19 protein-coding genes are annotated in these 25370 nt (G+C 68.8%); 9 read left to right on the top strand and 10 right to left on the bottom strand.

Annotated features, from left to right (window positions below; all coding sequences use genetic code 11):
* Positions 1-3: 3 nt before the first annotated feature.
* Together AB0368_RS36065 and AB0368_RS36060 are read left to right on the top strand one after the other, a co-directional pair.
* Positions 4-1623, top strand: a complete 1620-nt coding sequence (locus tag AB0368_RS36065) for an AMP-binding protein (protein WP_366158534.1) — start codon at positions 4-6, stop codon at positions 1621-1623.
* Complete coding sequence (locus AB0368_RS36060; RefSeq protein WP_366158533.1) at positions 1620-3971, top strand: bifunctional salicylyl-CoA 5-hydroxylase/oxidoreductase; 2352 nt, start codon at positions 1620-1622, stop codon at positions 3969-3971. The genes AB0368_RS36065 and AB0368_RS36060 overlap by 4 nt, the downstream gene beginning before the upstream one ends.
* A gap of 102 nt (positions 3972-4073) precedes the next feature.
* Here the strand turns inward: AB0368_RS36060 and AB0368_RS36055 are convergent, their stop codons facing one another.
* Genes AB0368_RS36055 through AB0368_RS36045 form a run of 3 tightly spaced genes read right to left on the bottom strand, consistent with a single transcriptional unit; the run spans position 4074 to position 5901 of the window.
* Positions 4074-4367, bottom strand: a complete 294-nt coding sequence (locus tag AB0368_RS36055) for a hypothetical protein (protein WP_366158532.1) — start codon at positions 4365-4367, stop codon at positions 4074-4076.
* A 44-nt stretch (positions 4368-4411) separates the two neighbouring features.
* On the bottom strand, positions 4412-5602 hold the full coding sequence (locus tag AB0368_RS36050; protein WP_366158531.1) for a zinc-dependent alcohol dehydrogenase: 1191 nt from the start codon (positions 5600-5602) through the stop codon (positions 4412-4414).
* Complete coding sequence (locus AB0368_RS36045) at positions 5599-5901, bottom strand: hypothetical protein (RefSeq protein WP_366158530.1); 303 nt, start codon at positions 5899-5901, stop codon at positions 5599-5601. Before AB0368_RS36045 ends, AB0368_RS36050 begins: the two co-directional genes overlap by 4 nt.
* Before the next feature lie 326 nt (positions 5902-6227).
* Here AB0368_RS36045 and AB0368_RS36040 point away from each other — a divergent pair, with 326 nt between their 5' ends.
* The 3 genes from AB0368_RS36040 (at position 6228) to AB0368_RS36030 (ending at position 9328) form a co-directional block, all read left to right on the top strand.
* The gene (locus AB0368_RS36040; protein WP_366158529.1) at positions 6228-7445 is read left to right on the top strand and encodes a hypothetical protein; all 1218 of its coding nucleotides are present in this window, start codon (positions 6228-6230) and stop codon (positions 7443-7445) included.
* Positions 7438-8034, top strand: coding sequence for a hemerythrin domain-containing protein (locus AB0368_RS36035; RefSeq protein WP_366158528.1), 597 nt, complete (start codon positions 7438-7440; stop codon positions 8032-8034). Before AB0368_RS36040 ends, AB0368_RS36035 begins: the two co-directional genes overlap by 8 nt.
* Before the next feature lie 151 nt (positions 8035-8185).
* Positions 8186-9328: a glutamate--cysteine ligase gene (locus AB0368_RS36030; protein WP_366158527.1), complete on the top strand. Its 1143-nt coding sequence runs from the start codon at positions 8186-8188 to the stop codon at positions 9326-9328.
* A 26-nt stretch (positions 9329-9354) separates the two neighbouring features.
* On the opposite strand, the gene AB0368_RS36025 is transcribed toward AB0368_RS36030, so the two are convergent.
* Entirely contained in the window at positions 9355-9951 is a 597-nt protein-coding gene (locus tag AB0368_RS36025; RefSeq protein ID WP_366158526.1) for a hemerythrin domain-containing protein, read from the bottom strand.
* A 184-nt stretch (positions 9952-10135) separates the two neighbouring features.
* Between AB0368_RS36025 and AB0368_RS36020 the strand changes: the two genes are divergently transcribed.
* The 3 genes from AB0368_RS36020 (at position 10136) to AB0368_RS36010 (ending at position 12614) form a co-directional block, all read left to right on the top strand.
* Entirely contained in the window at positions 10136-11140 is a 1005-nt protein-coding gene (locus tag AB0368_RS36020; protein ID WP_366158525.1) for a S66 peptidase family protein, read from the top strand.
* Between the two features lie 212 nt (positions 11141-11352).
* Entirely contained in the window at positions 11353-11868 is a 516-nt protein-coding gene (locus tag AB0368_RS36015) for a DUF2243 domain-containing protein (protein WP_366158524.1), read from the top strand.
* Positions 11865-12614, top strand: a complete 750-nt coding sequence (locus AB0368_RS36010; RefSeq protein ID WP_366158523.1) for a cytochrome c oxidase assembly protein — start codon at positions 11865-11867, stop codon at positions 12612-12614. Before AB0368_RS36015 ends, AB0368_RS36010 begins: the two co-directional genes overlap by 4 nt.
* Positions 12615-12832: 218 nt before the next feature.
* Here the strand turns inward: AB0368_RS36010 and AB0368_RS36005 are convergent, their stop codons facing one another.
* The 6 genes from AB0368_RS36005 to AB0368_RS35980 all read right to left on the bottom strand — a co-directional run bounded on the left by AB0368_RS36005 (position 12833) and on the right by AB0368_RS35980 (position 19627).
* Complete coding sequence (locus tag AB0368_RS36005; protein WP_366158522.1) at positions 12833-13267, bottom strand: hypothetical protein; 435 nt, start codon at positions 13265-13267, stop codon at positions 12833-12835.
* Positions 13268-13485: 218 nt separating this feature from the next.
* Complete coding sequence (mraY, locus tag AB0368_RS36000; protein WP_366158521.1) at positions 13486-14589, bottom strand: phospho-N-acetylmuramoyl-pentapeptide-transferase; 1104 nt, start codon at positions 14587-14589, stop codon at positions 13486-13488.
* A 255-nt stretch (positions 14590-14844) separates the two neighbouring features.
* Positions 14845-15420, bottom strand: coding sequence for a hypothetical protein (locus tag AB0368_RS35995; RefSeq protein WP_366158520.1), 576 nt, complete (start codon positions 15418-15420; stop codon positions 14845-14847).
* A 510-nt stretch (positions 15421-15930) separates the two neighbouring features.
* Positions 15931-18060: an NB-ARC domain-containing protein gene (locus AB0368_RS35990; protein ID WP_366158519.1), complete on the bottom strand. Its 2130-nt coding sequence runs from the start codon at positions 18058-18060 to the stop codon at positions 15931-15933.
* Positions 18061-18170: 110 nt separating this feature from the next.
* Entirely contained in the window at positions 18171-18554 is a 384-nt protein-coding gene (locus tag AB0368_RS35985; protein WP_366158518.1) for a hypothetical protein, read from the bottom strand.
* 110 nt (positions 18555-18664) lie between these two features.
* Positions 18665-19627, bottom strand: a complete 963-nt coding sequence (locus AB0368_RS35980; RefSeq protein ID WP_366158517.1) for a DUF4240 domain-containing protein — start codon at positions 19625-19627, stop codon at positions 18665-18667.
* A gap of 408 nt (positions 19628-20035) precedes the next feature.
* Here AB0368_RS35980 and AB0368_RS35975 point away from each other — a divergent pair, with 408 nt between their 5' ends.
* On the top strand, positions 20036-25369 hold the full coding sequence (locus AB0368_RS35975) for a diguanylate cyclase (RefSeq protein ID WP_366158516.1): 5334 nt from the start codon (positions 20036-20038) through the stop codon (positions 25367-25369).
* The last annotated feature ends 1 nt before the right edge of the window (position 25370 follow it).

Here is a 25370-nt window from a genome sequence, read left to right as displayed (position 1 = left end):
TCGATGCAGCTCTCACCCACCTCCCACACCGACACCTTCGCCCGCGACCACCTGCCGCCCGCCGACCAGTGGCCGCGGCTGGAGTTCACGACCGACCGCCTGCGCTACCCGGACCGCCTCAACGCGGCCACGGAGCTCATCGACGTCGCCATCGCGACGTTCGGCCCCGATCGGCCGGCGCTGCGCACCGACTCGGGCGAGACCTGGACGTACGGCGAGCTCCGTCGGCGTGCCAACCAGGTGGCGCAGGTGCTCGTCGAGGACCTGGGGCTCGTACCGGGCAACCGGGTCCTGCTCCGGGGCCCCAACAACCCCTGGATGGTGGCCTGCTGGCTCGGGGTGCTGAAGGCAGGCGGCATCGCCGTCACGACGATGGCGGCGCTGCGCGCCCGCGACCTCGGCCCGGTGGTCACCAAGGCGCGGCCGACGATCGCGCTCGTCGACCACCGGTTCACCGCGGAGGTGGAATCCGTCGCGGTGGTGCCGTTCGGCGGCAACGGCGACGGCGACCTCATCGCGCTCTGCGCCGCCAAGCCGGGCGAGTTCACCGACGTCCGGACCGCGGCCGACGACGTCGCCCTGTTCGGACCCACTTCGGGCAGCACCGGCACACCCAAGATCACTACGCACTTCCACCGCGACCTCCTGGCCATCGACGCCACGTTCGGCCAGGAGGTCCTCAAGCTCACCCCCGAAGACGTCGTGACATGTACGGCGCCGCTCGGGTTCACCTTCGGGCTCGGCATGCTCGTCGTCTTCCCCCTCCGCGCGGGCGCCTGCGTGTTCCTCGTGGAGAGCGCGACGCCGACGCAGCTCGCCGATCTCGTCGAGAAACACGGGATCACCGCGCTGGCGACCGCGCCCACGGCGTACCGGCAGATCCTGAAGTCCGGCAAGATCGACAAGCTGCGCGGCCTGCGCGTCGCGGTGAGCGCGGGTGAGCACATCCCGCGCAGCGTCCGGGACGAGACCGAGGCCGCCATCGGGCTGAGAATCATCGACGGCATCGGCGCCACGGAGTTACTGCACATCTTCATCTCCGCGGCCGGGGACGACATCCGTCCCGGCGCGACCGGCCGGCCGGTGCCGGGGTTCCGGGCGACGATCCTCGGGCCGGAGGGCGAGGAACTGCCGCCGGGCGCCGAGGGCCGGCTGGCCGTGATCGGCCCGGTCGGCTGCCGCTACCTCGACGACGAACGCCAGGCCGGTTACGTCGTCGACGGCTGGAACGTCACCGGGGACACGTTCTACACCGACGAGGACGGCTACTTCTACTACTGCTCGCGGACCGACGACATGATCGTCTCCTCGGGGTACAACATCGGCGGGCCGGAGGTCGAGTCGGCCCTGAACACCCACCCGGACGTGGCGGAGTCTGCGGTCGTGGCCAAGCCCGACGCCGACCGGGGATCCATCGTGTGCGCCTTCGTCGTGCTGGTCGACGGCGTCGAGGGTGACGTGGCGAAGGCCAAGGAACTCCAGGACTACGTCAAGCAGCAGCTGGCGCCGTACAAATATCCCCGCGAGGTCCGTTTCTGCGAGTCGCTTCCGCGTAACGCCAGCGGCAAGCTGCAGCGCTACGTCCTGCGGCAGCACGTCGAACGAGAGCAGGAACCCGCGTGAGAATCGCCATTGCCGGCGGCGGCCCCGGAGGTCTCTACTTCGCCGCGCTGATGAAACAGCTGGACCCGCGCCACGACATCACCGTCTGGGAACGCAACGCCCCCGACGACACCTTCGGCTTCGGCGTCGTCTTCTCCGACGAGACGCTGGGCGGTATCGGGAACGCGGACACGTACATCCATGACGAGATGGCCCGCCGCTTCGCCCGCTGGACCGACATCGACATCGACGTCGACGGGCACACATTCACGGTCGGCGGGCAGGGGTTCGCCGCGATGAGCCGCAAGGATCTCCTGCGCCTGCTCCAGCAGCGTGCCGCCGACCTCGGCGTGTCCGTCCACTATCGCAGCGAGGCTCCCGATGCCGACGAGCTGCGCACGGCGTGCGACCTCGTGGTGGCCGCGGACGGCATCAACTCGAAGATCCGGACCAAGTACGCGGACACCTTCACACCGACGCTCGACCACCGGGCGAACAAGTACATCTGGCTGGGCACCGACCTGGTCTTCGAGGCGTTCCAGTTCTTCGTCAGACAGACGGAGTGGGGCACCATGCAGATTCACGGGTATCCGTACTCGGCGGCCGGCTCGACTTTCATCGTCGAGATGCACGAGGACGTCTGGCGTCGCGCGGGATTCGACGCGATTGACATCGATCACGCCGTCGAGAAGATCAAGGCTACGTTCGCCGCCGAGCTGGCCGGGCACGAGGTGCAGACCAACAATTCCAAATGGCTCAACTTCACGACGGTACGCAACCAGCGCTGGCACGACCGCAACGTCGTCCTCCTCGGGGACGCCGCACACACCGCGCACTTCTCCATCGGGTCGGGCACGAAGCTCGCGATGGAGGACGCCCTGGCCCTCGCGGCGTGCCTGCACGAGCAGCCGTCACTCGCGGACGCGCTGCAGGCGTACGAGACCGAGCGGAAGCCGGTGGTGGAGTCCACCCAGCGCGCGGCGCAGGCCTCCCTCGAATGGTTCGAGAACATCGGGATGTACGCCGGCCAGGACCCCGCCCAGTTCTGCTTCAACCTCCTGACCCGTTCCCGCCGCGTCACGTTCGAGAACCTCAAGGAACGCGACGCCGACTTCGCGCGCCGCATCGAGTCCGCGTTCGCCGAGGTGGCGGGGGCTCCGGAGGCCGTACCCGCGATGTTCCAACCCGTCGACATCGGGCCCCTGCGCCTGAAGAACCGGGTCATCGTGTCGCCGATGGACATGTATTCGGCGACTGACGGCGTACCCGATGACTTCCATCTCGTGCACCTGGGCTCCAAGGCCCTCGGCGGCGCGGGGCTCGTCATGACCGAGATGGTCTGCGTCTCCCCGGAGGGCAGGATCACCCCCGGCTGCACCGGCCTCTGGACCGACGAGCAGCGCGACGCGTACCGGCGGGTGACCGACTTCGTGCACTCGCGGACGACGGGAAGAATAGGGATCCAGCTCGGCCACTCCGGGCGCAAGGGCTCCACCCGGCTCATGTGGGAGGGCATGGACAAGCCCCTCGCGCAGGACAACTGGGAGGTCATCGGCCCATCGGCACTCCCGTACGGTCAGACCTGCCACCTGCCCCGAGAGGCCGACCGCACCGACCTGGACAAGGTGGTGGCGGACTTCACCGCCGCCGCGCAACGCGCCGTCGCCGCGGGCTTCGACCTGGTCGAGGTCCACGCCGCGCACGGCTACCTGCTGTCCTCGTTCCTCTCACCGATCGCCAACAAACGCACCGACGAGTACGGCGGCCCGCTGCCCAACCGGCTGCGATTCCCCCTCGAGGTGTTCGACGCCGTCCGCGCGGCCGTACCCGCCGAGATCCCGGTGACGGTGCGCATCTCTGCGACAGACTGGATGCCCGACGGCAACACCGAGCACGACGCCGTGGAGATCGCCCGAGCCTTCGTCGACCACGGGGCGGCGGCCATCGACGTCTCCTCCGGGCAGGTCACCGAGGAGGAACAGCCGGCGTACGGCCGCTCGTACCAGACCCCGTTCGCCGACCGCATCCGCCAGCTCGTCGCCGCACCGGCGGGAGTGAAGGTGATCGCCGTAGGCGCCATCTCCTCGTACGACGACGTGAACTCCATCCTGCTCGCGGGACGGGCGGACCTGTGCGCCCTGGGCCGAACCCACCTCTACGACCCGCAGTGGACACTGCACGCCGCGGCGGAGCAGAACTACCGCGGCGAAGGAGCCGGCTGGCCGATCCAGTTCCAGGCCGGCAGCCGCAAACCCCCGACGTCCCGCACCGACAAGATCCCCCCACGCCTGGCCCTGCTGCGGCATCAGCCCGACCAGCACGTCCACCTGCGCTGGAAACCGGTCACTACCGGCCCGAGCGACAGGTAGTGGGTGACGGTCCCACCTGAGAGCCCGTCCGAGAGGCCCGGCCGATTCCAGCGATCGACCTGGTGGTGGGTGCTGGTCGCCCACGCCCACGGTTTCGCAAGATCAGGGGCGGGGAGCGATCCGGGTCCAGGACCGCTCCCCGCGCCGGCCGGTCGCGGCGACGCAGCGGGGACAGATGTGGCGGACTTGCTCCTCGGGCGTGACCACGTCGGTGCGGCGGAAGTCGAACGGTACGTGCGGGAAGCGCCGCAGCCGGGCGCGGCTCAGCGGCAGACCGCACACCGTCTGGTTGAGGCCCGGTTGCCAGGCGTGCACCTCGCCGCCGGGCTGCCGGACACCGGCCGCGTCCACCCATTCGCTGGATGCCGCCACCGACGCCGTCACCGTACGTGCCATACCGGCCGTCTACCCTCGGGACCGCGTTTCACACCGGCAGAGAGTCACGCCCCGGCCGCCGTCTCATGGGGCAGGAATACCGCCCGTACGCAATCGTCTTCCTTGTCCTTGAAGAGCCGGTACCCTTCGGGCGCCTGAGCCAGTGGCAGGACGTGGGTCGCCAGGTGTTCGGTCACCAGTTCGTCGCGGGCCATGCGCTCCAGCAGCATCGGGATGTAGCGCTGACCGTGCATCTGCGCTCCGCGTACGGTCAGGCCCTTGTTCATCAGCGCACCCAGCGGGAACTTGTCGACGAAGCCGGCGTAGACGCCCAGCACGAACACCGATCCGCCCTTGCGGCAGGCATGGATGGCGTCGCGGACCGCGGCGGGCCGGTCGGTCTGCAGGCGCAGCTGCTGTTTGAGCTGGTCGTAGACGAATTGCGGCCCGGTCGTGTGCGCCTCCATCCCGACGGCCTCGATGCACACGTCCGGTCCCCGGCCGCCGCTCCGCTCGCGCAGCTCCCCCGCCACGTCGTCGCGGGTGTAGTTCAGGGTCTCCGCGCCGGCGTGCTTCGAAGCCTGGTCCAGCCGGTTGTCGTAGCGGTCGATGACGATGACCCGGTCGGCGCCGAGCAGGACCGCGGCGCGCGCCGCCATCTGCCCGACCGCGCCGGCGCCCCAGACCGCGACCACGTCGCCGGGCTGCACCCCGCCCAGATCGGCGCCCATCCAGCCGGTCGCGGCCGAGTCCGAGGCGAACAGTGCCCGCTCGTCGCTGACTGCCTCGGGCACGGTGAACGCGCCGACGTCGGCGAACGGGACCCGGATGTACTCGGCGTGGCTGCCTGCGTTGCCGCCCATGGCGTGCGAGTAACCGAAACAGCCGCCGGGCGCCTGCCCCCACATCGTCTCCGTGATCGCCGGGTTGGTGTTGCCGTTGTCGCAGAGCGAGTACAGGTCCTGGTCGCAGAACCAGCACTTACCGCAGGCGATGAAGGACGACACGACGACCCGGTCGCCGACCCGGTGCCGGCGGACGTCCGGGCCGATCTCGACGACCTCACCGAGGAACTCGTGACCCAGCACATCGCCTTTCTCCAAGAAGGGGATGTAGCCGCCGAGCAGGTGCAGATCCGAGCCGCACGTGACGGTCCGGGTTACTTTCACGATGATGTCACCGGGGTTGCGCAGCTGCGGATCCGGCACCTCGCCGACTGCGAGTTTGTTGATCCCTTGCCATTGCAGGGCTTTCACAGCAGACCTCCTTCCCGGCCGTGCCGGGTCGCGGCGCGCAACGGCCGGTTCAGCGGTGTCGGTGTGGTGGTGGGCGGTCCGGCGGGGAGCAGGACGTCGCCCGTTTCGAGCAGGGACCGGGTCTCGCGCAGAGCGCGCCGGATGCGCCCGGCGGGAACGGTGTCGTCACGGGCGGAGACCACGACCTCGGTGCCCCGGCTTCCCGGCGCGGGACGCAGGGTCACCTCCACGGCGTCGCCGAGCTCGGTGAGCGAGCCGGGAAGCTGGGTCGTGGTCAACTCCTCGAACGGCCGGAACACGGTAACGACATGCCGCCGTCCGACATCCCGTTGACGGGCCCGTGAGCGCCTCGTCATGAGAGAGGTGACGACGGCGCCCACGGCGCCCGCCACGATCAAAATTTGTCCAGTACGTCGCATCCCTGGGAGATACCTACCACGCCCCGATCCAAACGTCGCACGCTGCTGGCGGTCGGCACGCACTCCAGCCGGACATCAACGGTGGCCGTTCTTGACGCCGTGACAAACCCGACGCCATGACTGTTCCTTCTCAGCGACGACATCGAAGTTTGCCGTGGAAGGCCGCGGGTACGCCGGGTCCCATCGTCTGGACGCAAGGAGTGGTGATGTTCAACCCGCTTGACCACAAGGGGATTCCCCTGGATCAGCAGATCCGAAACTGGGGTGAGCTGAACGTTGAACCGATCGATCCAGAGGCCGTGGACCCGTACACCCGGTGCCGGATCATCACGATGAACGGCATCGAAGTCGAGGCCATCATGTTCTCGCACCAGTTCACGCGCAACTGCAGAGATGCCGACGTGAAACGGCAGCTGGCGTACACACGATTCGTGGAGAGCCAGCAGCAGCGCACCGTGAACTGGCTGCTGCCCGGCCTGTCGAGCGTGCTGGAGACCACTCTGGGGTACGAGCAGGTCGCGGTGGATCTGACCGCGTGGGTGGCCCGGCACGAGCCGGACCCCTACCTCAAGCAGGCGTACGAGTTCGGTGTGCTGGAGGACTTCGATCACCTCTACCGTTACGCGAACCTGTACGAGATGGTCGAGCGCCGCAAGGCCGAGAAGATCGTCAATGGGGTGACCGAAGTAATGCCCGGCCGTCCCACTGTGGCGGAGTTCCGGCACCCGTTCGACAACGTCAACGACCCCTACGCCAAAGACGCCGTCGACCCCAGATCCAAGCTGCACGCGTTGACGATCCTGTCCGCCGAGCAGCAAGTCCTGATGTACTACATGAACACCGGCCCGCAGTACATGGAGCCGATCGCGCGTCAGCTCTACCAGGAGATCAGCCTCATCGAGGAGGAGCACGTCACCCACTACGAGTCGCTGGTCGACCCGGGAGAGACATGGTGGGAGCGGCTCGTCACGCACGAGTACAACGAGTGCTGGCTGTACTGGTCCTTCATGGAGCAGGAGACCGACCCGCGGATCAAAGCGGTCTGGGAACTACACCTGCAGATGGAACTGGCGCACCTGCAACAGGCGGCCGACCTGCTGCGCCGCTACGACGGCCGCGAACCCGAGCAGATCGTCGGTAATACCGGACTACCGGAGCCATTGAAGTTCGAACCCAACAAAGAGTACCTGCGCCATCTGCTCGCCACCCAGATCGACCTCACGAAGTTGGGCGCCGGCTACGTCCGGGAGGCGCACGAGCGCTTCGAGCAGATGCAGGAGCAGATCCATGGCGGCGAGAAGCCACCCAGCGAGGCCGTGATCGACGCGCACCGGGAGATGTTCGGCGACGAGTACCGGTCGGAGACAGAAGGCCCGCATCCGGTGGAGTCCCTGCGGGCTCAGGAGGGTTCCCGCCGTGCCTGAGCCCTCGACCGCCGATACCGCGCTCCCGCAGGGTTCCGACGTCGACGTGGTGGACTTGCTGCTGACCCAGCACGCCCGGATCGAGGAACAATTCCTGCTTGTGGTCGGCGCCTCCGGCGCAAAGCGGCAGGAGGCCTTCGACGACCTCGTCCGCATGCTCGCGGTGCACGAGGCCGCGGAAGAGGAGGTCATCCATCCCCTCAGCCGCACCATCGCCGACGGCGCCGACGGCATCGTCGACGACCGTCTCGCGGAGGAGCGTCAAGCGAAGGAGATGCTCACCGCCCTGCTCGACGCAGACGTCGACAGCAAGGGATTCGAGGCGTCACTACTGATGTTGCGCACCGCCGTGCTCACCCACGCACGGCATGAGGAACGGTACGAGTTCACGCAGCTACGCGCCAAGGTCCCGAGCGAACGCCTTCGGGCGTTGGCGTCGGTGGTGCGCGCCGCGGAAGCGGCCGCGCCGACGCGACCGCATCCGGGTGTCGAGTCGGCGACGGCGAACTTGCTCACCGGCCCGGCGCTGGCCGCCATCGACCGGATCCGCGACCTGGTACGAGAGGCAGCCCGAAAAGCCGCCTCCTGATCACGTCTGTGCGCCCGGCCAGCCCGCCCCGCGGTCGTCCTCCGGGGGCGGGCTAGTCACCGCGGCAAGTTTGCTGCGTCCCGCGTGGGGTAGCCACCCCGTCCCGCGTCCGCCTCGCCGGTGCGGACACGGGAGAGAGGACGAGCTTGCGATGGCAATCACTCACGCTACGGCCACCGGCGGCCTTCCGGCTGGGTCCCCGACGGCGCTCACCCTCGAGGTCGAGGAGGAGTTCCTGCTGGTGGACCCGCTTTCCGGCGCCAACCAACCGGTTGCCGACCAGGTTCAGGCGGCGCTGCCCGACACGCTGCAGGGCCATAGCCGGCTCGATGTGCACCGCAGTGTCCTCGGGATGACCACCGGCGTATGCACGCAGTTGCGTGAGCTGCGTACTAATCTGGCGGTCCGGCGGCGGGCCGCCGCGGACGCAGCCGCGGGCGCCGGAGCCCGGCTGATCGCCATCGGCGCCACGCCCGTCGGGGAACCCGAGCGGGACCTCGCGCCGCATCCCCGCTACCAGGCGATGGCCGAGCGGTACGGCCCGGTCGCGCTCGAACCCGCCGCCTGCGGCCTGCACGTATACGTCGGCGTCGCGGATCGCGACCTCGCTGTGCACGTCTGCAATCACCTGCAACCCTGGCTGCCGGTCATCCGCGCATTGAGCGGCAACTCGCCCGTGTTCACCGGCACGGACACGGGACACGCCAGCTGGCGCTACGTGCAACTGCTGCGCTGGCCGGGCGTCGGCCCGACGCCGTGGTTCGACTCGGCCGACGAGTACGACCACACCGTCGCCGACCTGCAGACAGCCGGCGTGCTCTTCGACCCCTCGATGATCCGGTGGTACGCCCGGGTGTCGCCGACCGCTCCAAGGGTGGAGATCCGGGTCAGCGACGTCTGCGCCGACCTCGGCGACACCGTCCTCGCCGCCGCATTGATCCGCGCGGCCGTCGCCACCGCTGTCACCGATATCGCCGCCGGGCATCCGGCTCCCCGGCTGCGGGACTGCCTGATCGCCGCTGCCCACTGGCGCGCCGCCCGTGATGGCCTCACCCGGACCTTGGTCGACCTGCGGCTGGGCCGCGCCCGGCCGGCTTGGGAACTGGTCAACGAGTTCTTCGCCACGGTCAGCCCCGCCCTGCTGTCGAGCGGCGACCTCGATCTCGTCGTCGACGAGCTGGCCCGGCTGCGCGAACACGGTGGCGGCGCCACCCGGCAACGCGACATCTACTCGCGTACCGGAAACTTGTTCGCCGTCCTCGCCGCCGTCGCCGAACAAACCACCGCGGGCTGACGCTGAGGCGAGCGATACGTCGATGCTTACTTTCCGTGTGAGGGCTGCTCGCGGAGTGCCTCGATCAGCTCGTCCTTCTTCATGTGTGAGCGTCCGGGAACGTCGGCCTCCTTGGCTTTCTCGTAGAGTTCGTCGCGGGTGGCATCAGTCAGCTCGAGCTCGGCAGAAGTGGTGCTTTCTTCGTGCCCGGCGGCTCGGAGGTGGTCCAGACGGGCGCGCTCGAAGGCCGTTCCCAGCTCGGCGAGGGCCTGTTTGCCGACAGCTTTCTGCAGGGCCGGTAGCAGCTCGGACTCTTCCTCCTGCACGTGGTGGTCGACCGCGGCGACGAATTCTTCGAGCGCCTGATCGAAATGTGGGGAGTCGATCAGGTTGATGACTTTGCGGAGATGGTGTTCGGCCTCGAAATGCTCGTGGTTGCCGTGTTCGACCTCATCCTGCTCGCCGGCCTTCTTGGCGATAGTCGGGTAGACCTCGGACTCCTCGGCACGGGCATGCGCAATGAGCCGGACCTCAACCTCGGCCACCAGGGCTCGCCGGTCACCGTCGCCGGTCTTGAGACGGGCGAAAAGTTGTTCCATCCGGCGGTGGTCGTCCTTGATCAGGGCTACGGCATCCGAGGCCATGGGTCACTCCTTCGCTTCGACGCTGCTGACTACCCGGGGCAGGGAAGCCGAAACTGGAGATGTGCAATGTCGATGCCGAGGTCCTGGCCGTCGACATCATGTAGGCGCTCACGTAATTCCTCTGTGCTGGCTGGTCTGTTGGAAATGTGTAGCGTGCTGTGGCGCGTGTGCGGATACTGCGCCGGTGACTGGTTCTGCGTTGCCTCAGCTGCTTCGACCTCCTGCGCTGAGGCCCGGAGACCTCGTCGTTATCGCTTCGCTGTCGGGACCGCTGCCTGCGGCATACGAGCGCAACGTTGAGCAGGCGGTGGTCGTGCTCGAGCGGATGGGATTCTGCGTGCGTCGGGCACCGCTGCTGGAAGTAGGGCGGCACCGGTGGTGGAGCGCGGCGACGCCGGCGGAGATCGCCGCGGAGCTCAACGGGCTTCTTCGTGATCCTGAGGTTCGGGCGATCATCGCGAGTGACGGCGGCCAGACGGCGTTCGGCTACCTCGACTTGATCGACATCGAGGCGATCAGGGCCGATCCGAAGCCGATCCTTGGCTACAGCGACATTTCCTTGCTGCATCTGGTGCTCTATGCACGCACGGGCCTGGTCGGGTTCCATGCCGACATGGCCGTGCCTGGCTTCGGCGGGCACTGGCAGACTGTGCCGGCGACGCGCCGAGCGGAACTCGAGAAGCTGTACTCAAGGTTGCTGACCGATACCGAGGCGATCGGTGCGTTACCTGCGAGCTCGTCGTGGGAGTGCTGGCGCGCCGGGCGTGCCGAAGGCCGGCTGATCGGTGGGGTGGTCAATCGAATCGCGCTGGTGCAGGCGACGCGCTTCGCGATGCCACTCGAGTGGTTCGACGGTGCCGTGTTGTTCTGGGAGGAGATGGGCGGCCACACGTCGCACGTGTGGAGCTATCTGCAGGTGATGCGGCACTGCGGCATCCTCGATCGGATTTCCGGCATGGTCGTGGGCGTTCCGCGCGAGATCGGCGGACTCGACTCGCCCGAGGCGTCCCCGACGCTGTCCGAAATCGTCCTTGACGTTCTCGGCGACCGTGACATTGCAGTCCTGGGCAACGTCGAGTTCGGACATGCGGGCCCGAACCTGCCGATGCCGGTCGGCATCCGTGTCGGCCTCGATACGTCTCAGCGGACGTTGTCGCTGCTCGAACCGGCAGTGCGGCGCACGCGATGACGGAGCCGGTCGGCTGAGCGCCGCGGATCAGAGCCCGCGCGGAGGACGGCGACATCCTCGCGGCGCTCACCGCGGTGGCCCTCTCGCCGAGGTGATCCCCCGGCACGGGGCTGGCTTGTCGGCCTCCGCACCAGACGGTTGCGCATGCGATCGGCGGCACCGGGTATACCCGCGCCGCTGCGCTCGAGCGCGGCGACAATAGGAGGACATCGATGACTGCTGGGAAACCGGTGTCGATCACCGCGCCGGGCATCGTGCTCGGCGTCGGCCTGGGCGGATTCCTCGACGGCATCCTGCTGCATCAAGTCCTGCAGTGGCATCACATGCTGACCAGCACGGACACGGACAACATCGGCATCAGGTACTACCCGGCCGACACGGTATCCGGAATTCAGATGAACACCCTTTGGGACGGGCTGTTCCACACCATCACCTGGCTGTCGGTCCTCGGCGGGCTCGGCCTGCTGTATTCCCGGGTCAGCTCACACCGCGGCAGAGTGTGGGGATCGCGCGTGTTGTGGGGCTGGATCCTGGTCGGCTGGGGCTTGTTCAACCTCGTCGAAGGCATCATCGACCACCACATCCTCGGCATCCACCACGTCCGCGGCGGCCCCGTACAGCTGTGGTGGGACCTCGGCTTCCTCGCCTTGGGCGCTGCCCTGGTCGCGGGTGGGTGGCTGTGGCAACACGGCGCCGCGTACCCCGGCGACGACCCTGGCCGGCGGTGAACCACCGCCACTCCCCCGACGGCGGCCTGGTCCTGCTGGCCGTAGCCATCGCCGCCCTCATGTACGAGGCGGCGGCTACGGTCCGCGAGCGGCCCTGGCCATGGCGGCGCACCGTCCTGTTCCTCACCGGCTGCGCACTGCTCGCCGCGGGACTGACCCCGGACCCGCTGCCCTGGCCCGCGGCCGACTTCCGCACCCACATGGTGCAGCACCTTCTCGTGGGCATGTTCGCTCCCCTGGCACTCGTCCTGGGGGCGCCGATCAGCCTGCTGCTGTCGGTCGCGCCGCGCCGCACCGGCCGCGGCATCGGCCGGCTACTGCGTAGCCGGATCCTGCACACCATCGCCCATCCGATCTTCGCGCTCACGGTCACCCTGAGCGGATCGACCGCGCTCTTCTTCACTCCCCTGTACGCGGCAAGCACCCGTGACCCTGCCCTGCATCTGCTCGTCCACCTGCATTTTCTGCTGAGCGGCTACCTGTTCGCGTGGGTCGTCGCCGGCCCCGACCCGGCACCGCGGCGTCCCGCCGTACCCATGCGATTGGTCATTCTCGGCATCGCCATCGCGTTCCACTCCACGCTGTCCCAGCTCATGTACGCGGGAATCCTCGTCGACGTGCCGGCACCCGCCGCCGAGCGGCAGGGCGCAGCCGAGCTGATGTACTACGGCGGCGACATCGCAGAACTCCTCCTCGCCGCTGCCCTCTTCGCGCGGCGCGACAGATCGGTCTCAAGATCTGCGTGACACCAAGGCCGCCGGGCAGGCTGCGATCCGTGGCACCAGATACCGCACGGCCGCGCCGTTCGGCGACCGATGCGGGTGCCGGCCCGAGGCTGTCGACGAGTCCCGAGCAGTTCCCGGACTCGGTGGGCGCCGCGATGGAGCGCTACCTGGCCGCATTGGGCGACCAGCGCGGGCGCGTGCGTGGCCTCCCGGTCCCGCTCGCCTTCTGTCTGTCCGCGCTATTCGCTGCTCGGGAGAGGCAAATCCCATTGCGCGTACGGGTAATACAACCCGAGTTCCAAGGAAAGTATCAGCCGGGCGGGCCGGACGTGCGCCGGCATCGTGAATACGAGTTCGAGGAGGACCTCGGCCCTTGAACCGATCGCGGCCGGCGAAACACTCCCGGAGGAGAGGAGTCGGACTTGCGGAGGATAGAATCTTTCACCCCGTTCGGACTCCAGCCACGCGCCGCCGGAAGAGAACGAACCATCGATTGGCTTGTCCCCAGTGTTTTCGATCAGGACGGTGAACGCCGTCGGGCCGGCGCCTGGGCCGGCCCGGAGCAGCGCCGCGAGGCCGGGATCACCGGTCACCGCCACCGGATCGCTGAGCGGAACCGGATCGATGAAGGGCACGTGTTGGCGGAAGTATTCGTTGACCGCATCCTCATTCAACCTGATGCGCTGATTCGCGAACGCAGGCTGCGCGACATAGGCCGGTGGCGAACCGCCACATCGGCAGGGACGCGTCAGAGCTTAGAGATTGGCGGCCACGCCTTGGGCTGGGCCGGTCGGGCCCCTGCACCGAACCCATCATCCTGGCACCCCGCCGTGGAACCCGGCTGCTCCTGCGGATCACCGTCTGTGGCACGACCCAGGCGTGTCACGTGGCTCTATCCGACGCCCGCCAAGAAATCCGAGTAGAACAGGCCCAGGCCGGCCGCCACGCAGACACCGGCCACGGTCCAGAACCGGACCACGATGTTGACCTCGCTCCACCCGGCCAGTTCGAAGTGGTGGTGCAGCGGCACCATCCGGAAGACACGTCTGCCGGTGGTCCGGAAGGAGACGATCTGGATCACCCAGGTGACAGTGATGATGAAGAAGAGCCCGCCGATCAGGATCGAGAGCAGCGTGGTGCGGGTTGCCACCGCGAGCCCGCCGATCAGGGCGCCGAGCCCGAGCGAGCCCACGTCACCCATGAAGATCCGCGCTGGGGACGTGTTCCACCACAGGAAGCCCACGCAGGCGCCGGCCGCCGCCGCTGCGATCATGGCGATCTCGAGGGGATCGCGGACCTGGTAGCAGTAGTCGTGCGCGCGGGCGTACGTTTCGTCGGCGCACCAGTGCCGGTATTGCCAGTACCCGATCAGCGCGTAAGCGCCGAGCACCAGGGTCGACGCACCGGTGGCCAGGCCGTCGAGGCCGTCGGTGAGGTTCACGCCGTTGGACATCGCCGTGATCACGAAGACGAACACGATCACCGAGCCGACCTTGCCGACGTTCAGCCAGCTGATGTCGCGGATGAACGAGATGTGCTCGCTGGCCACGGTCTGGCCGTTGGTGCTCGCCATGTAAAGGGCGGCGATGCCGAACCCGGTGCCGATAATCGCCTGGCCGAGCAGTTTGCCCTTGGCCGATACGCCGTCGGAGTTGCGCTTGCGGACCTTGAGGAAGTCGTCGACGAAGCCGACCGCACCGCAGAAGACGAAGAGTCCGAGCAGGACGAGGGCCGTCATGGTCGGCTTTTCCTGGGCGATCTGCCGTTCGGGCAGCGTGGTCAGCGCTACGTGCCCGGCGACGTAGGCGAAGAGGGTCGCCACGATGAACACGACGCCGCCCATCGCCGGAGTGCCCCTCTTGCCCTCGTTCGAGGCGAGCCCAAGGGAACGGATCGGTTGTCCGGCCTTGAGCGCGGTAAAAACTCGGATCGCCACCGGTGTGCCGAACAGGGAGATGACGAATGCGACCGCCGCCGCGACGACGACCGCCCTCACGGGCGAGCCTCCACGAGATCCGGCTCCGACAGTCCATCGAGCTTCCACACCAGCGACTGACGTATCGACCTGAGCCGGCCGTGCAGGTAGTCCTTCGCGAGAGCATCGATCACGGGCCATGATCTTGCCATCCGTCAGCAAACCGGAGCAGCCCTGGACCCCACAGCTCCGTGGTCAGTGCCGTTTCGTCGGCCTGCCCGTCGGCTCATCACACGGCGGCATGGCCTTAACAGCTCTACGGTCTTGGTCACGGCGCTAGCTGTCGAACCATACGACCAGTCGGACGTTGTCCTCGCCGTACTCGCCGGCCAGAGAGCGCATCGTCGCCAACAACTCTCGCAGCTCCGCGTTACGTCGCAAAACCTCGGAGCGGTCGAGGCGTTCCACCCGCCAGACCGTGTTACCGCACCGCCACTCGGTCCCTTCGGAATAGGCGCTGCCGCGCGGATCAGCGTCCTCGCCGGCTACTGCCCTCCATCGGACGCCGTGACTTCTGGCTTTGCTTCGGTACACCGGCCCGTCTTCGGTGACCTCGTATTCATGGATCCGGTCGTCGACCCGGGGCGCGGGCCCGGTCCAGTCCACTTGGGCCAATTCCCCCCAGGTCACCCAGCTGTGGTCGTGAACTTCGGGGTACCGCGTCATCGGCCGCAACACGGCATCCGCCGGGAACCCACGCGACGCCGCGACCGGCTCGAACCCCGCATAATTCCGCACGCCGAACAGCAAGCCGTACGCGTCGTAGTCCCGCCATGAACCGACGTCGACGCCCGCCGCCACCCATACCCCGCCCTTGCGTACCTCCACGCCACCATAGATGTCGGTACCCATACCGCCCCCTTCGCCCCCGGTGCCACCAGAAAGTCGCAGGTTCCGCGTTGGCGCATCGCTCCGGTTCAGGGAAGAGCTGACGAGCGCGCCTCTGCTGCCTGATCATGGGGCATGGCGGAACGTTCAATCGCCGGGATCGCCGAGACAAGGCTGCTCTGGCAGGCACGTCGTTGGCGGGATTGCCGGTTGGGCACCGACCACGCGGCACGGTCGTGGTTGACGCGGTCCCGGCCGCCGAGGTGCTGCCCGTCTGGCAGACGGCCTGTGACCTCGTGCCCGTAGCCGGCCGGTGGCCCGTCATGGTCGCCGGCGACTTGACGAGCCGTGGACGCGGGACGAACCTGAATCGGCTCCATCGAAGGCCGAGTCGGGCACACTCGAGGAGGCGGCGCGAAGCCTCTGGCCTGCTAGCTGGACGAGCGCCGCTGGGAAGTGGCCACCGTCCTACCGTCGCTGCACCACTGGTTCGCTCATTGCCGGCCATAGCACCATGGCAATACGTAATCCCCATCACCGCAGGCCCGCAACGCGCTGCCACAAGTCGAGGGCGCGGCTGGTGGCCACGGTGTCGGGATGTTCCGCACTGAGCACCCTGATCTGATCGGCCATGACGTCGCGGAGCCCTTCGGCGGCGCGGACGGCGTGACCGGCCTTTCCCCACCAGTCGGCGCGGGCGCCGCGAGCGGCCAGGGTCTTGGGATGGTCCGGGCCGAGGGCCGGGATCTGGTGAGCGAGGACATCGTCATAGACAGCGACCGCCGACTCGGGTCCCAGCACCTTTCCGGTCAGGTCGGCGAGATCGCAGTGAGTGGCGAGAGACACTTGATGGCTCGGACCCAGCGTCTCCACCGTCTCCTGGAGCAGCTTCCGCATTTCGACCAACGTCTTCGCGGCTTCTACATTCCTCATGCCCTTCCACCGCAACAGATCGCCCCGAGCTCCGAGAGTCGTCGGATGTCGAGGGCCCAGAACTCTCGTCAGGTCGGTCAGCAGCCGGCTGAACTCCGCCACCGCACTGGCTGGATCGTCAGGGTCGGCGTGCCAGGCGACGAGGTTCGTACGGGCCGACAGGGTCAGATAATGATCGGGGCCGAGCACCCGGGTACGTTCCGCGAACAGGGTCTCGAACGCCGCGACAGCACCCGCGGTGTCGCCTGCCATCCGCCGCCACCAGGCGATGCCTCCTCTGCTCAGCAGGACCGCGGGATCATCCCGACCCAGAACTTTCACTTGGTCGGAGAGGACGTGCTCCATGGCGACTGCGGCGGCCAGGTGCTCGCCGGCTTCCCCTCGGGCATGGGCGACCTTGTAGCGGAAGAACAACAGGGTAGGGTCCGTCTGGTTGAGTAAGCGGGCTCCGGTGGCGTGCATCTGCTGCCAATAGGTGAGCGTTGCGCCGACGATCCCGGAATGCTCCAGGCTCTCGCCCGCTCTCCGCAGCACGGCGTGGCAGCCATGGCGGTTCCACAGAGGAAATTCCGCGTTTGCGCATAAGGCGTCAGCATTCGCCCTGAGGACTTCGTTCGTGGCGGGATCGCGTTCCGAGTCCGGCCATATCGCGAGGAGTGCGTCGGCAGCCGTGATCACCAGGTCATGGGTACGGCCGGGTTCGGTCGCTTCGCGTACGGCGCGTTGCACCAGAGCGTGGACGCGGACTGTGCTGGTGGCCGGGTCGATGGTGGCCAAGTTGAAGCGGTGCAGCAGCCATACCGCATCGTGCAAGTCATCGGCGTCCACCGAGCTACCGAGTCGGGAAGTGCAGTAGCGCACCATCGCGGCGGTGGTGAACAGGCCCGTGGGGATGGAGTTGGGGTGCAGCAGGGAGGCCAATTCCAGCACCGGACGTCCCACACTGCGCGGCGCGAGTCGATCGGCCTGCCCGATCGAAAGTGACCATGTAGCGGCGACTGTCGCCCGATGCTCATCCGGCAGGGCATGCGGGGCGAGATCAGCCAGGCGGCGACGTTGGTCGGCAAGCCTGCGACGATAGTCGGCGCAGGTCAGCCCTTGGTCGATCAGATAGGCGCTGGCCTGTGCCAGTGCCAGGGGCAGGTAGCTGAGGTCGGCGGCAAGCGCAGCAGCCTGGTCGAGACGGTCGGGGTGTTTGGAGAGTTTCTTGCGAAGGTAGAGCAGGGCCTCTTCCGGTGTGAACACGTCGACGTCGATCAACTGTCGGCCGCCGACCAGGCCGGCGTCACGTCGGCGTGTTGTGACCACCGTTCGCCCGTGCGGCCCGTCCGGTGGCCATAGCCCGGCCAGATCCTGCGGTTCCACCACGTCGTCGAGGACCACCAGCCATCGCCGGTTCGTGGTGCCCAACCAGGCGAGCAGCCGGACAGCGGCGACCTCGGGGTCGATGTCCGCTGCGCCGGTGACCGCCGCGGCTGCCTCCCCGTACGAGGTCAAAATGCCGGTGCGGGAGCTGGCCGACACCCATATCAGCAGATCCACGGCGCGTAAGCGCCACAACCGGTGCGCCAGGCCGGCGGCGAGTTGGGTCTTGCCCACGCCGCCCAGCCCGGACAGCACCTGGCACACCACCACGGTTCTGGCGGCAGCGCGCAGGTCGCGGTCGGCCGGCCGGTCCTGGCGGTGGTCGGCCAAAGGCGGAACCCGGCCGATCAGCACGGGCCAGGCCATCGGTCGAGCGGTGGTGACGGTGATGGGTCCGTGGAAAGTTCCGGAAAGACCGTAGCTTGTGCCGACAGCGGTGGTGGGTCCGGTGAAGGGACCGCCGGGGACGGGTGACCCTAATCCGCCGCCGGCGGCGTCGGGGGGTCGGGTAACCGCCCGTAATTGATTGCCACGGGGGCGGTCATGGTGTGGGCGACTGCCCCGTAATTGGTGCCGACGTGCAAGATAACCGGGCCGGTTCGCACGTGCTCGAGGAGACGGTGGGCGGTGGCCATGATGTCCTCGTCGCGGTCGGCACCCGCCTCGGTGAGGTGAGTGCGCAAAGTTTCCAGATCCGTGCCGTCGGTCTCCAGTGACACGTGCGTCTGACCGGACAGCAACCGGCGCAGCTTCTCGCGCAACGTTGCATAGATTTCCTGTACGGCTGCGGTCGCCACGTTCGTCGTACCGGCTGTGGCCCCGGCTGCCAACGCTGCCACGATCACGTCGACACCACTCACAATGTTGACCCCTCGCAGTTGGGAGGTAACGAATTGTAGTGGCCGAGTGGTCAGGGTTCTGTCGGGAACGAGACAAGGCACGGGTGACTCCCAGACGGCATAGCCGTCAGCTATCCGGGTGGCGGCAGGAGGTATGACCCCTCGGCGGCAGCGTGGTGCAGCGCGCTTCGACTCCCATGGTCCTCCGGCAGCACCGCCAAGCAGCACGTGGCGATCAGCGACAGGAGCGCCGCCTGCTGATGTGCGACCTTCCAACCGCGGACCTCGGCCTGGCGCAGCTCGACATGGACCTTGACGACCTTCCCAAGGCCGGTGTCGTCCATCGCCTTCCACTCGACCGCCGGCACCACCTGCCACGAATGACCGAACCCCGCGAAGATCTGGATCTGTGCCGCCTCGAGCGACGCCGGGATGCCGCCGGCTTCCCGTACCAGCGAGTCGACCTGGTTGCTGACCGCCCCCAGGATGTCCATCGGGAACCAGACGGGCCAGGCATAGAACGGGGGCTCGATCAACGTCGTCATCGACTCGTCGGCGTACACCTCGACGGGGTTCAGCAGGTCGGACAGCAGCACTGCGACGATCGGTGTCCGGTGCGTCGACGAGTCGCGCTCGACCGGGGCCCAGTGCTGTTCGTTCGAGCCTGTCTCGTAGGAGCGCTTCGTCTCGATCTCGCGGCCCGTCGCTTGCTCCGCCGCGTACAGCAGCGCTTCCCCGTCGTCCCACCGATGCTCCAGCAGCACCGCAGGATCGTCGAGGACCTGTTCCACGACAGCCCGGCCCTTCGCGACGATCTCGGCGCGCAAGTACAGGAACGTGTCGCCGGACAGGGGAATCGGCTCGGCGTCGTCCGGGTCGTCCGACCAGCGAACCGGCTGGCGGAAAAGCACCTCACGATCCAGTTCGTACAGCGTCGCCGCTAGACGCTCGGCGAAGGCGACGGACTTCCGTTGACCGGCCGCACGCAGGGCTTGCGTCAGGCGCCCGACGGCTTCATCGTCCGTCGAGCCCTCCAGCACGGCGATCAGCTGCCAGAAGTCATCCTCCGGCGTCGCCCGGCGGGGAAGTCGCATGCCATCGATCATGGCAGGCGAGTCCGCGCTGTGACGGTCCACCGCGCAACGACCACGGGGCCCTCTCGCGCTCGTCCTCGGGAAAACGTCCCGCGAACGGACAAATGGTCCACGATCATGATCGTGGACCATTTGCGCAGCTCACAGGCTCTGTGGGCGTTACCGGGAAACGGACATGAGTACGGTTCCTCCCACCGCCGCCGCGGCACCGGGGGCGGGGACCCCGCGGCTTTACTGGTCCGGGACCTGGTCGTCCGCAAGACGCGACGAGCAGGCGGTGCGGCACCCCGGCGCCGGCGTGCGGTTCCGTACTTCAGCCTTCATTGGCACCCCGACCTGCCGAACATGGGATGTGAGCATCAACACCGACCGCCGCGACCTGCGGGCCACCGGTCGCCCGGGGCCGGGGTGAGTCCGCCGGTCGAGCTCGGGCGGGTTCCCGGGCTGGAGGTGCTGGAGGAACTGGGGCATGGGGCGCAGACGGTGGTGTACCGGGTGCGTCGGGGCGGCTCGCAGTATGCCCTGAAGGTGCTGCAGGGATCGGGGCGTGACGACGATCGGGCCCTGGTGGCCTTCCGCCGGGAAGCGGCGATGCTCGCCTGTGTAGATCATCCCGGGCTGTCGCGGATCTTCGAGGTGGGTCAGGTCGGGGGTCGGCCCTATCTTGTGTTGGACCTGGTGGACGGGCGGGCGCTGACGGAGGCGATCCAGGCCGGGCCGATGGCGGAATCGCAGCTGGTGCGGCTGGGCCTCGACGTCGCCGGGGCGTTGGCGGCGGCGCATCGCGCGGGTCTGGTGCACCGGGATGTGAAGCCGGACAACATCATGGTGTTGCCGGACGGCCGGGCCCGCGTGATCGACCTGGGATTGGCGACCCGCGACGGCGCCGAGGACGAGAACGTACTGGCCGGGACGCCGGCGTATGCCGCGCCGGAGCAGACCGGGATGCTCAAGCGGGCGGTGGATGGGCGTGCCGACCTCTACGCGCTGGGCGTGGTGTTGTTCGAGTGCGCGACCGGTAGACCACCGTTCGCCGCGTCGGACGTGGGAGAGCTGCTGAGGCTGCACGCCACCACGCCGGCACCGGACCCGGCGACGCTGCGCCCGGACCTGTCGCCGGTCATGGCCGCGATCATCGGCAAGCTGCTGGCCAAGGACCCCGACGACCGGTACCAGAGCGGTGAGGGCCTGCTCGCCGACCTGCTCCGGCTTGCCGGGCACGGCGAGGAACCGTTCCCGCTCGGTGAACGGGACGAGCCGACGGGGAGTCTTACGAAGCTCCCCCTGGTGGGTCGGGACCGGGAGGTGGCCGAGCTCACCGCCCGCTGGCACCGGGCGCGAGCCGGGCACGGTGGTGTCGCTCTCGTGACCGGCGCGCCCGGCGGTGGAAAGAGCCGGCTGGCCCGCGAGCTGACGACCGCGGTCCGGGCCGGGGGTGGACTGGTGCTGCACGGCAAGTGCTCCGCGGACGACCCGGTGCCGCTGGCGCCGCTGCGGGTGGCGGTCGAACACCACCTGCAGCTGGTGAACGGGCTCCCGGACGCCGAGCGGGCGGCGGCGGTCGAGCGATTGCGGGCGGCGGCCGGCAACGCCGCGTCGCTGCTGCGGGGATTGTCCCCGGCGTTGGCGGAGCTATTGGCCGCCCCCGAGCTGGCGCGGCAGGCCAACCGGCACGAGCAGTTCACCAGGGCGGTGGCGGTGTTCCTGGTGGAGCTGGCCAGGTTGTCCGGCGGCGCGGTGCTGCACATCGACGACGTGCAGTGGCTGGACAGCGCCACCCGGCGGGTGTTCCAGCACTTCCCCGGCGGGCTCTCCGACGCCCCGCTGCTGGTCGTGGCGACCGCCCGTGACGACGTGGACAGCATCGACGCGACGGAAGCCTTCCGCGGCGACCTGGGTTCCGTGCTGGACGTACAGGTGGGCGTGGGCCCGTTGGGTGAGCAGGGGATCGCCGCCCTGGTACGGGCGCAGCTGCCCGGCGCCACGGTCAGCGCCGAGCTGATCACTCAACTCGCCCGGCGCAGCGGCGGCAACCCCTTCACCGCGCTGGAATACATGCACGCGGTCATCGACGCCGGCCTCCTCCGTCCGTCGTGGGGCAGCTGGCTGTTGGACACCGAGGGCTTGGCGGCCCTGGAGCTCTCAGGCGATGTGGTGGAGCTGGTGCTGCGGCGCATCGACGGGCTCGGTCCGCGGACCCGCCGCCTGCTCGTGACCGCGGCCACGATCGGGGCGCGATTCCGTCCGGCGCTGCTCGCCGAGGTCGCCGGGGTAGAGCCCGGCGAGGCGTTCGAGGCGATCGGCGACGCGGTCGGGCGGCGGCTGGTGGAGCCACGCGACGGCGGCGAGTACGCGTTCCTGCACGACCGGATCCGGGAGGCGCTGCTGGCCGAGCTCGACGCGGCCGCGCTACGCGGGGTCCACCAGCGCATCGCCGAGGTCCTCGATGCGGAGCAGGCGAGCGTCTCCGGCGACCCCGAGCGCGTCTACGCGGCGGCCCGCCACTACGCGCTCGGTGAGAGCGACCGGACCCCCGAGCGGGTGTTCATGACCAGCTGGGCGGCCGGGCGGCTTGCCCTGACCGAGCACGCCCCGTTCGAGGCGCTTGCCTTCCTGGGGCGGGCAGCGGCCGCCGCCGAGACCGCGGGCATCGTTCCCGATGCCGCGTTCCATCAGACGCTGGGGCTGGGCTGCGCACGCGCCGGACGGTTCGCCGAGTCGCTGGCGCACCTGGACACGGCCCTGAGCACCGAAGCCAACCCGCTCCGGCGAGCCGGGATCCTCGCCCTGGCCGCTCACGTGCGTCTGGCCGTGTGGCAGCCGGACCAGGCTCTGGCGACCGTCAGCCGGGGCCTGGCCGAGATCGGCCGTCCGCTCCCGCGCTCCAAGGTGCTGCTCCTCGCCTCGACGTTGCTGTCCTTCCTGGCCGGTCTGTTCGTGGGCAAGCTCAATGTGGGCTTCGGCACTGCCTCCGCTGAGCGCGCCGAGCGCTATCGGCTCGAGGCGACCCTCTGCGATCTGGGTGGCCATGCGGCGACGCTGACCATGCGGCCGTCGCTGCGGGCGATCCTGTCGTTTCGCGCGCTCTACCCGATCAACCGACTCGGTCCCTCGCCGGAGTACGCCCGTCACCTGTCCGGATTCGGGATGGTCGCGAGCCTGTACCACCGGCCCGAGCTGGCTGATCGGATCTTCGCCCGCGCGGCGACGACCGCGGCCCGGATCGGCGACCCGGCGCTGGTGGCCCACGTCGCCTGGAAGCGCGGCGCCGGAAAGCTCATGGGTTCCGTGGACAACGGCGAGACGTGGGCCCAGGCCCTCGCAGAGCACGAGCGCTGGATGGAGCTCGGCGACTACCTCACCGGCGTGGCCAGCCGGTGCGCGGGGCTGGTCCTCCGGGGCTGCACCAGGGAGGCACAGGCCCTCTACGAGCGTGGGCGGGCGCGCTTGGGCAAGGATGCGCAGACCGACAGCACCGGCTTCATGGTGCCGGGCGTCATCATCCCGGCGCAGTTGGGCCTGGCGACGGAAGCCGCCGAGCGGTTGGCTGCCGCCCGCAGCGCGCTCGCCTCCCACCTGGGCGGCGCGGCGAACCCGAGCAACATCCTCCAGCACCTCAACGTCCTGATGGCCAGCATCGAGTGCGCCCTGGAGCAGGGCGATCTGGGTTCGGCGTTCGACGAGCCGGCCGCGGAGTTCACGCGGCTTGCCCTGAAGCCGTCTGCGCTGATGCCGGAGCACCGGGCGATCTACGTCTATCTCGCCGCCGGACGGCTGGAGCAGTGCCGGCTGGCGACATCGGAGGACGCGCGGCGGGCCGGTCTCGCCGCGGCGGAGAAGGCCCTCGCCGACCTGCGCAGGACGGCCAACAGGCCCCTCCTGCGGGCGTTTCACGACCTTGGCGCCGCGTCGTTCGAACTGTTGAGTGGCCGGCCGGAGACGGCGCTTGACCGGCTCGGTCGGGTAGATCTGCTGAGCCGGCGGATCAATGTGCCGCTGCTCGCGTACGAGGCCGCGCGAGTGCGGGCGCGGGCGCTACGCATGTTGGGGCAGGGAGCCCAAGCAGAGCGGCAGGCGCGGTATGCCTCGTTGATCGCCTCCGAGCAGGGATGGGTGTACAGGGCGCGCTGGATCCGGTCCGAGTTCGGCGCGCACGGCGCCCCGCACGGGGTGAGTCGTGCCGCCGGCAGCGGCGGGGGCAACGCGTTGCATCGGCGGCGGTTGGAGGCGCTGCAGCAGGTGGGGTTGGCGGCGGCGAGCGTGGTGGATCCCGGCCGGTTGGCGCGGGTGGCGTTGGACGAGACGGTGCAGATCCTGGGGGCGGAGCGGGCGTTTCTGTTCCTGCTCGACGTGCGCGACGGTGCGGAGGTGCTGGTGCCGCACCTGGGGAGGGACGCCTCGGGTACCGATGTGGCGGAGTTGACCGGGTACAGCTCCACCTTGGTGGAACGGGTGCGGGAGGCTCGGGAGGCGGTCGTGGTGACCGGGAGCGAAGAGGGCGCGGCGCTCGGGTCACGAAGTGCGCTGGTGCACGGACTGCGCAGCATCATGATCGCCCCGCTGCTGCTGGATGGCCGCCTCTTGGGGGTGGTGTATCTGGACAGTCGGGTGGCGAAGGGCATTTTCACCGCGGACGATGTGGACATTCTCGTGGCGATCACCAATCACGTGGCGGTGTCGCTGGAGACTGCGCGGGCGGCCCAGCTGGAGGTGGCGGTGGCCGCCGCCCGGCAGCAGCGGGACATCGCCGAGACGCTGCGGGCGGCGATGACCGAGCTGTCGACCACGCTGGATCCGGACACGGTGATAGCACAGTTGCTGGCGGTGGTCACTCACACCCTGCCTGCGGACGCGGCGTGCCTGCTGCGCCGCGATGGGGCGGAGGCAGTGGTCGTCGCCGCCCTCGGTGCCGGCACCGGACCCGCCGCGGCCACCGCCGGCCGGCGCCTGGACACCGGTGATTCGGCGGTCTCCGCACTGCTGGACGCCACCACCCCCCTCGTCGGCGCCGCCCCGGGCGGGGCCGGCGGCCGGGAGATGGCCCTCGGAGGATTGTTGGGGCAGGTCGGCCGTTGGCTGGCGATCCCGTTGGCCACCCGTGGTCAAGCCGCCGGGGTGCTGTTGGTTGCTTCACAGCAGCCGGGGCCGTTCGAGGACGCGCAGGTCGAGATCGCGGCGGCGCTGGCCGGCCAGGGAGTGATCGCCTACGACAACGCCCGGTTGTTCACCCAGGTACAGCGGCTGGCCACCATCGATGAGCTGACCGGGTTGTCGAACCGGCGGCAGTTCTTCGACCTGGCCCGCCAGCAGGTGAGGGTGGCGCAGCGGCGCCGCCGGCAGGTCGGGGGAATCATGATCGACATCGACCACTTCAAGCGCATCAACGACACTCATGGGCACGCCGTCGGAGACGAGGTGATCCGCACCGTGGCTGCACGGTTGCGCGAGGTCGCCCGCACCTCCGATGTGCTGGGCCGCCTCGGCGGGGAGGAGTTCGCCATGCTCACACCCGAGGACGGGGCGCAGGCCGCGAGCGCGGGGGAACGGCTGCGGAGCGCGATCGCCGCCCAGCCGATTCTCACCCAGGCCGGACCGCTGGACGTCACGATCAGCGTCGGTGTCGCGCACCTTGCCGTCGTCGACGAGGACCTCGACGACCTGCTCGCTCGCGCGGACGCTGCCCTCTACCGCGCCAAACAACACGGCCGTAACCGCGTCGTCACCGAACCGGCCCCTCTGTAAA

Origin of the sequence: Actinoplanes sp. NPDC051475 (assembly GCF_040689425.1) — a bacterium.
In the GTDB taxonomy this organism is placed as follows: domain Bacteria; phylum Actinomycetota; class Actinomycetes; order Mycobacteriales; family Micromonosporaceae; genus Actinoplanes.
This window is presented reverse-complemented; position numbering and strand designations above follow the sequence as displayed.